The following is a 7,736-nucleotide window of genomic DNA, read 5'->3' as shown; positions in this document are numbered from 1 at the left end:
CATGAACATCATCACCATCATCACGACGATGACCACTGCGGCTGTGGTTGCGAGGATCATGATCACGACCACCACGAGCATGAACATCATGATCATGACCACGAACATCACGAGCATGAGCATCACCATCATCACGATGACGAACACTGCGGTTGCGGCTGCGGGGATCACGACCACAACCACGAGCATCACGAGCACTCCCACAGCACAGCATCCGCAAAACGTGTCTACATCCTGGAGAACCTGGGCTGTGCTCACTGTGCTTCCAAGATGGAGGAACAGATCCAGCATCTTGACGGCGTAGAAAGTGCAACCATCACTTTCGCCACCAAACAGCTTCGTTTAAACGCTGCTGATCCGGATGCTCTGCTTCCGCAGATCCGCAAGATCTGCACCTCCATTGAATCCGAAGTCAAAGTTGTTCCGAGAAATCCGAAACCATCCGCTTCTGCTGACGTGACAACCAAGATCTACCTTCTGGAGAACTTAGGATGTGCTCACTGCGCTTCCAAGATGGAAGAACAGATTGCAGATCTCGACGGTATCTCCGAAGCTACCATCACTTTTGCCACCAAGCAGCTCCGTGTCACTGCAAAAAATCCGGACCGCTATCTTGACCAGATCCGCAAGATCTGTACTTCCATCGAATCCGAAGTTGTCGTAAAAGAAAAAGATCCGAAGCCAAAAACGCAGACAGCTGCATCCGAAACTCACGCAGCTGGCAAAAAAGAAACTTTTTCCAAAGAAAAGATCGACACAATCTGTATTATCATCGGTGCGATCCTCTTTGTTGCCGGCGAAATCATGGAACATAAAGGATTTGCAACTACTGCCACTCTTCCGGTATTCATGATTGCATACCTGGCCCTTGGCGGTGTGATCGTTGTAAAAGCAGCCAAAAACATCTCCCATGGACAGGTTTTCGATGAAAACTTCCTGATGAGTGTTGCAACCCTTGCTGCTTTTGCTATCAATGATTCTGCAGAGGCCGTAGGCGTTATGCTCTTCTACCGTATCGGTGAGCTTTTTGAGGAAAAAGCTGTTGAGCGAAGCCGTGGACAGATCATGGACGCTGTTGACCTCCGCCCGGAAGTTGTAAATCTTATTGTTGGCGATGACATTCAGGTAATCCCATCTGAGGAAGCTCAGGTTGGTGATGTTCTCCTGGTCCGCCCTGGCGACCGTATTCCTCTTGACGGCGTGATCCTCGAAGGAAGCAGCCGTATTGACACATCACCAATCACAGGTGAACCTGTACCAGTTGCTGTAAACGAGGGTGACGAGATCACTTCCGGATGTGTAAATACCTCCGGCCAGTTAAAGATCCGCGTGGAAAAACCTCTCGAAGAGTCCATGGTCACACGTATCCTGGATTCTGTAGAAAATGCAGCAGCAAGTAAACCGAAGATCGACCGTTTTATCACACGTTTTGCAAAAGTGTACACTCCTTGTGTTGTAGGAATCGCTGTTGCAACAGCACTGATTCCATCCCTTGTAACCGGAAACTGGCATTACTGGATCTACACAGCCATCACCTTCCTGGTAATGAGCTGCCCATGTGCTCTTGTACTTAGTATCCCGCTTGCATTCTTCTCAGGCATCGGTGCCGGTTCCAAGAAAGGAATCCTGTTCAAAGGCGGCCTTTCCATCGAGGGATTAAGCAATCTTGGCGCTGTAGTTATGGATAAAACCGGAACCATCACAGAAGGTAACTTCCAGCTTCAGAAAGTTGTAACTGCCGGTAAATATAACGAAAACGAACTTCTTTCCATGTGTGCAGGCTGCGAGCAGAACTCCACACATCCGATTGCAAACAGTATTGTAGCTGCCGCAAAAGAACGCGGAATCCAGTTTGAAAAACCGATCTCTCTGGAAGAAATTTCCGGACATGGAATTGTCGCAGAAATGTCGGAGGGAAAAGTTCTCTGTGGAAACCGCAAGCTGATGGATAAATTCGGCGTCACCATCGGAGAATTAAAAGAAGCCTCTTACGGCTCTGAAGTATTTATGGCTGTAAACGGAACTTTTGCAGGATATATGCTGATCTCCGATACTATCAAACCAGATGCAAAAGAAGCCATTGCTTCCCTGAAAAAACTCGGTCTTCACACAGTTATGCTTACCGGAGATTCCGAAGACAGTGCAAAGGCCGTAGGAAAAGATGCCGGAATCGATGAAATCTATGCCAAACTTCTTCCGGAAGATAAGCTCAATGCCCTGAAAAAAGTCCGTGAGGCACACGGAACGGTTATGTTTGTCGGCGACGGAATCAATGACGCTCCTGTTCTTGCTGGCGCTGATGTAGGCGCAGCCATGGGAAGTGGTGCAGATGCTGCGATCGAGGCTGCAGATGCTGTATTTATGAATTCCAATGTAGACGCTATCCCGCAGTCCATCGCCATTGCGCGGAACACAAACCGCATTGCATGGCAGAACGTGGTATTCGCCCTTGTGATCAAGATCGCAGTTATGATCCTTGGTCTTGCCGGACACGCAAACATGTGGATGGCCGTATTTGCAGACACTGGTGTTGCCATGATCTGCGTGCTGAATTCCATTCGTATCCTGTATAAAAAATAAAGAATTTGACCGGTGCGGTTTTTTCAGCTACAATAGAAGTTAATAGTTTGGAGGATACGCAAATGAAGAAACCACATATTGATTACCCGATCAATGATGATACGCTGTATCGGCTCGCCGACCTTTTTAAGGTCTTTGGTGATCCTACCAGAATCCGTATCCTGTATGCGCTTTCTGTAGAAGAGCTTTGTGTGCAGGACATTGCCGACCGGCTTTCCATGACACAAAGTGCCATTTCTCATCAGCTTCGTGTACTGAAACAGATGTCACTGGTCAAATTTCGAAGAGATGGAAAAACAATCTTCTACTCCCTGGCAGACAGCCATGTAGCCACCATCATGAATCAGGGTCTGGAACATGTAACAGAAGAATAAAACATAAAAAAACAGTCAAAAAAGCCGATCCTCTTTCCAGCAATGGAAAGAACAGATCGGCTTTTTTATAAACAGCGTTCAATTCTGACGCTTTTTATTCATTTACACAGTTAATCGCATCTACCGTCTTCCTGTACTCAGAAGAAACTTTCTCAAGCATTTCCGGAAGCTTTGCGGCATCCGGATTGCCGCCTCTGAGCTCTTCTGTCAGATCACTGGAAACTTTAAACAGCTGCGTAAATCCAAGATTTGCACAAACACCCTTTAATGTATGGGCGGCACGGAAAGCTTCCTCATAATCTGCTTTATCCATAGTCTCTACAAGTGTCTGATAACTTGGATCATCAAGAAATTTCCGGGCAAATTTTTCAACCAGCATTTTGTTTCCCGCAAAACGTCCAAGCACCTCTTCATAATTGCTTTCAATTGCACTGTAACACTGCTCAATTGTCATAGTATATTTCTCCTTTCCATCAGGCATCCTCCATATTTTTACGGTCTGTTTCCTGAACTGTGCATTATTTATATTTATCCCTTGCTCTGTGATGAAGCACCATCGCTCCGTATGCAGGCATTCTCACATGGAGGATTCCCGCATCTGCAATATATTCTTCCGGCATTTCCGTATAGCCTTCTCTGGAAGAAAGCATCAGCCGCTGAAAAGCGGTTGCTTCTTTCCGACTCACACCGGTTTTCCAGACCGTTACTCTCACATCTCTCTCATAATCCTGATTATTGAGAATCACAATGATCTGCTCAGAATCAGAAAAACGGCCATAACTTAAGCCCTGATGATCGTTCCACAGAAATTCCAGGGAACCTTTTGCAAGGAGCGGATATGCCTTGTGTACACAGATCATCCGTTTATGGAAATCCAACATCTCAGAATCTTCTTTTCCCCATGGATAGGTTCTGCGGTTATCCGGATCTGTAAAGCCGCACACGCCGGCCTCGTCCCCGTAATATACCGTAGGTGCGCCAGGCCACGTCATCTGGATCACAACTGCCTCTCTCATGATCGCAGGGTTGATACCTGCAGATGCTGCTTCTGCTCCTGCATAGGAAAGCCTTCCTACCCTGTGGTTGGTTCTTGTGAGAAATCTGGAATGATCGTGGTTGGAAAGCTCATTCATGGCCCCGTAAAGAGCTCCCATATGCAGTGAACGCATATGATGCTTCATAGCTCCGATAAAAGCCTCACTGTTGCCATAAAGGTCTTCCCGGTACTCATCACTGTGCTTCTCCATTCCGGTGAGGAACCAGGTTACAGGCTCCATAAAAGCGTCGTAGTTCATAACTGTATCCCACTCATCACCAAGAAGCCAGCTCTCCGGATTTCCGTAGTGTTCCGCAAGGATCACCGCATTGGGATTGGCTTCTTTTACCGCCTTTCGGAACTCTTTCCAGAAGTGATGGTTAAATTCATTGCTGTGGCCCAGATCTGCTGCCACATCCAGTCTCCATCCATCTACATTATACGGCGGAGAAACCCATTTCCTGCCTACGTCAAGGATTGTCTGACAAAGTTCCTCAGATCCTTCATAATTCAGTTTCGGCAACGTATCGTGAGTCCACCAGCCATCATAAGTAGGATTATATGGCCAGCGGTTCTGATCCCGGAAACAGAAGAAAGAACGGTAAGGGCTGTCCGCCGAAACATAAGCTCCCTTTTCGTATCCTTCCTGGTTTTCATAGATCCGTTCTCTGTCCATCCATTTATTAAAAGATCCACAGTGGTTAAATACCCCATCCAGAATCACTTTCATTCCTCTCCTGTGGATCTCTTCCACAAGTTCCCGGAAAAGCTCGTTGCTGGCCTTCAGATTCCATTTATCGGTCACACGACGGATATACTTAAGTGCATGACTGTTATCCCGGTCTCCGGGGCTTAAAAGGCCGTCACAGTCCTCCACGATCTTTCCGATATGAGGATCGATATGGTCATAGTCCTGACAGTCATACTTGTGGTTGCTTGGGGAAACAAACACCGGATTCAGATAAATCACATCCACCCCAAGCTCCTGCAGATAATCCAGTTTATCCATGACTCCCTGAAGATCGCCGCCGTAAAATTCCCGGACACCCATAACTGCAGGAATTTTTCCCCAGTCATCCACTTTCACGGAAATATCCCCAATATAGGAGTATTCTCCGGTTTCCACATCATTGGAAGGATCTCCGTTATAAAAACGATCCACATAAATCTGGTACATGATCGCACCCTTCAGCCATTCCGGCACATGATAATCCGGATAGATCTCAAATTCTGTCCGTTCCTCATGCCTGGTACTGACACCGTTTGTATCGTAATAACAGGTAACAAGCCCTGAATGGATTTCAAAATGATAGCGCACAATGTCTTTTCCCATTATGATCTGTGCAGTATAGTAATCAAAACTTCCGGAAGTCTTCTCCCGTTTCATTTCCAGATATTCCCCGTCATGCACAAGACAGACGTTGTCCACATTATTTCGCTGGGTACGAAAACGGATCGTAACTGTATCGCCCTCCCGCGGTTCCACAGGTGTCCGGTAATATTCTGTTCCATCGCTGAACATCGCGTCTTTATTTAATACCGGACTCATATTGAGTATATACTGCATCTTCTTTGCTGTCTCCATGCTTTCATATAACATTCTATTTTCCTCATTCCGTTTTTAGTACCACTCTCTTAAATATATTATCTTAATTTTTTCCATATCGCAAGTTTATCTACCGGTTTTCTCCATGTTTCCGCTTTTATTTTTACGCAGTAAAAAAGACAGCTGGTTAGGCTGCCTTTTTTGGAGAAGGTATTTCTTCTTATGGGGTGTAGCAAAAACTATATAATGTATTGGGGGGGTTTTACGGTATATATAGTACCATGTGTCCACCAAAAAGTGTGCACAAAGTTCACAAAATTCAATATGTTTTTTTGTGCACTTTATTCGTTTGTTTCTGCAACCTCTTCTTTTTCTGTTGTAAAAAGTGCTTCAAACTCTTCACGATGTACTTTTTCCTTCTCAAGAAGAAGGGATGCACAGCTGTGAAGAACGCCGATATGCTCTCGGATAATACTCTCTGCTTTCTCGTGGCATTCGCTGATGATACGGGAAATTTCCTCATCGATCTCTCTTGCCACTTCCTCGCTGTAACCTCTGGTATGTGCCAGATCACGGCCGATAAATACCTCATCGTCATCGTTGCCGTAAGCGATCAGGCCGATCTTTTCGGACATACCGTATTTCATTACCATGGAACGTGCAGTCTCTGTGGCACGTTTGATATCATTGGATGCACCTGTTGTAATATCTCCGAAGATGATCTCCTCGGCCACACGGCCTCCGAGAAGCGTTGTGATATCCTCCAGCATCTTGTTCTTTGTGTTGAACATCTCATCATTATCCGGAAGCGGCATGGTGTAACCGGCAGCGCCCATTCCTGTAGGAATAATGGAAATGGTGTATACCGGGTCCATATGCGGAAGCACATGGAACAGGATCGCATGACCTGCCTCATGATAAGCAGTGATCTTCTTCTCTTTGTCAGAGATGACCTTGCTCTTCTTCTCTGCACCGATCCCGACTTTAATGAATGCTTTTTTGATATCTTTCTGCATGATATAAGGACGGCTTTCTTTGGCTGCGTCAATGGCCGCCTCGTTGAGAAGGTTCTCCAGATCCGCACCGGTAAATCCGGCTGTTGTCTGGGCAATCTGGCGAAGATCCACATCATCTCCCAGCGGTTTGTCCTTGGCATGGACCATCAGGATCTCTTCTCTGCCCTTAACATCCGGACGTCCCACACCGACTTTTCGGTCAAAACGTCCCGGACGGAGGATTGCCGGGTCCAGGATATCCACACGGTTGGTAGCTGCCATCACGATAATACCTTCATTTACTCCGAAACCATCCATCTCTACAAGAAGCTGGTTCAGTGTCTGCTCTCTCTCATCATGGCCGCCACCCATTCCGGTTCCTCGCTGGCGGGCTACCGCATCGATCTCGTCAATAAAGATAATGCATGGCGCATGGCGCTTGCCTTCTTCAAAAAGATCTCGTACACGGGACGCACCGACGCCTACAAACATCTCCACGAAATCCGATCCGGAAATGGAGAAAAACGGAACCCCCGCTTCTCCTGCAACTGCTTTCGCAAGAAGGGTTTTACCGGTTCCCGGAGGACCCACAAGGATTACTCCTTTCGGAATTCTGGCACCTACTTTGGTATACTTCTGCGGGGATTTCAGGAAGTCAACCACTTCCTCCAGATCCTCTTTCTCCTCCTGAAGACCTGCAACATCCTTGAATGTTACTTTCTTATCATCAGGGGTAGACATTCTGGCTCTGCTTTTTCCGAAGTTCATCATCTTCGCATTGCTTCCACCGCCTCCAGACATCTGCCGGTTCATCATCATAAAGAAAAAGATAAGGATCGCACCGGTAAGTACCACCGGAAGAACGGTTCCGATCATGGAACTGTCTTTGGGCACATTGCGGATCGTCGGATCAATGTCATATTTTTCAAGAAGCTCTTCTGCCTCTTTTACATCGGTTACATAGACTGTCCTCTGACCGTCTGAAACAATGTTTGTCGTTACATAACCGGTGGGCACTTCTCTGTTCTGATGAATCACTGCATCCGTTACTTTGTCTTCTTCCAGAGCCTTTTCCAGCTGACCCATTGTGTAACTGCCCTGGGTAGATACCTGGTCATTAAGATACAGATATCCTGCGATCAGTGCCACAATAAGCAGAAGGTACAGGCCTATCTTACCTGAATGCTTGCTCACTTGGTTAAATC

5 protein-coding genes are annotated in these 7,736 nt (G+C 46.6%); 2 read left to right on the top strand and 3 right to left on the bottom strand.

From position 1 onward, the window contains the following. Together G5B06_RS04740 and G5B06_RS04735 are read left to right on the top strand one after the other, a co-directional pair. A partial coding sequence (locus G5B06_RS04740) for a heavy metal translocating P-type ATPase (protein ID WP_330606693.1) occupies nt 1-2,580 on the top strand: 2,580 nt, incomplete at its 5' end. A 62-nt stretch (nt 2,581-2,642) separates the two neighbouring features. After that, entirely contained in the window at nt 2,643-2,954 is a 312-nt protein-coding gene (locus tag G5B06_RS04735; protein ID WP_021976406.1) for an ArsR/SmtB family transcription factor, read from the top strand. Between the two features lie 94 nt (nt 2,955-3,048). On the opposite strand, the gene G5B06_RS04730 is transcribed toward G5B06_RS04735, so the two are convergent. From G5B06_RS04730 to ftsH, 3 genes are all read right to left on the bottom strand, one after another. Continuing rightward, complete coding sequence (locus tag G5B06_RS04730) at nt 3,049-3,408, bottom strand: Hpt domain-containing protein (RefSeq protein ID WP_173771450.1); 360 nt, start codon at nt 3,406-3,408, stop codon at nt 3,049-3,051. A gap of 64 nt (nt 3,409-3,472) precedes the next feature. Further along, nucleotides 3,473-5,590: a glycoside hydrolase family 13 protein gene (locus tag G5B06_RS04725; protein ID WP_173762387.1), complete on the bottom strand. Its 2,118-nt coding sequence runs from the start codon at nt 5,588-5,590 to the stop codon at nt 3,473-3,475. A gap of 287 nt (nt 5,591-5,877) precedes the next feature. After that, nucleotides 5,878-7,725, bottom strand: coding sequence for an ATP-dependent zinc metalloprotease FtsH (gene ftsH / locus G5B06_RS04720; RefSeq protein WP_294409049.1), 1,848 nt, complete (start codon nt 7,723-7,725; stop codon nt 5,878-5,880). Nucleotides 7,726-7,736: the final 11 nt, after the last annotated feature.

The sequence above is a fragment of the Blautia luti genome, from assembly GCF_013304735.1.
Taxonomy (GTDB): domain Bacteria; phylum Bacillota; class Clostridia; order Lachnospirales; family Lachnospiraceae; genus Blautia_A.
Note: the sequence above shows the minus strand (reverse complement) of the source record. Positions and strands in the feature narration are given on the sequence as shown.

Excerpts from the sequence above, each read along its gene's own strand:
- G5B06_RS04725 (WP_173762387.1), bottom strand. The coding sequence starts at position 5,590 with ATGTTATATGAAAGCATGGAGACAGCAAAGAAGATGCAGTATATACTC.
- G5B06_RS04735 (WP_021976406.1), top strand. The coding sequence starts at position 2,643 with ATGAAGAAACCACATATTGATTACCCGATCAATGATGATACGCTGTAT.
- G5B06_RS04730 (WP_173771450.1), bottom strand. The coding sequence starts at position 3,408 with ATGACAATTGAGCAGTGTTACAGTGCAATTGAAAGCAATTATGAAGAG.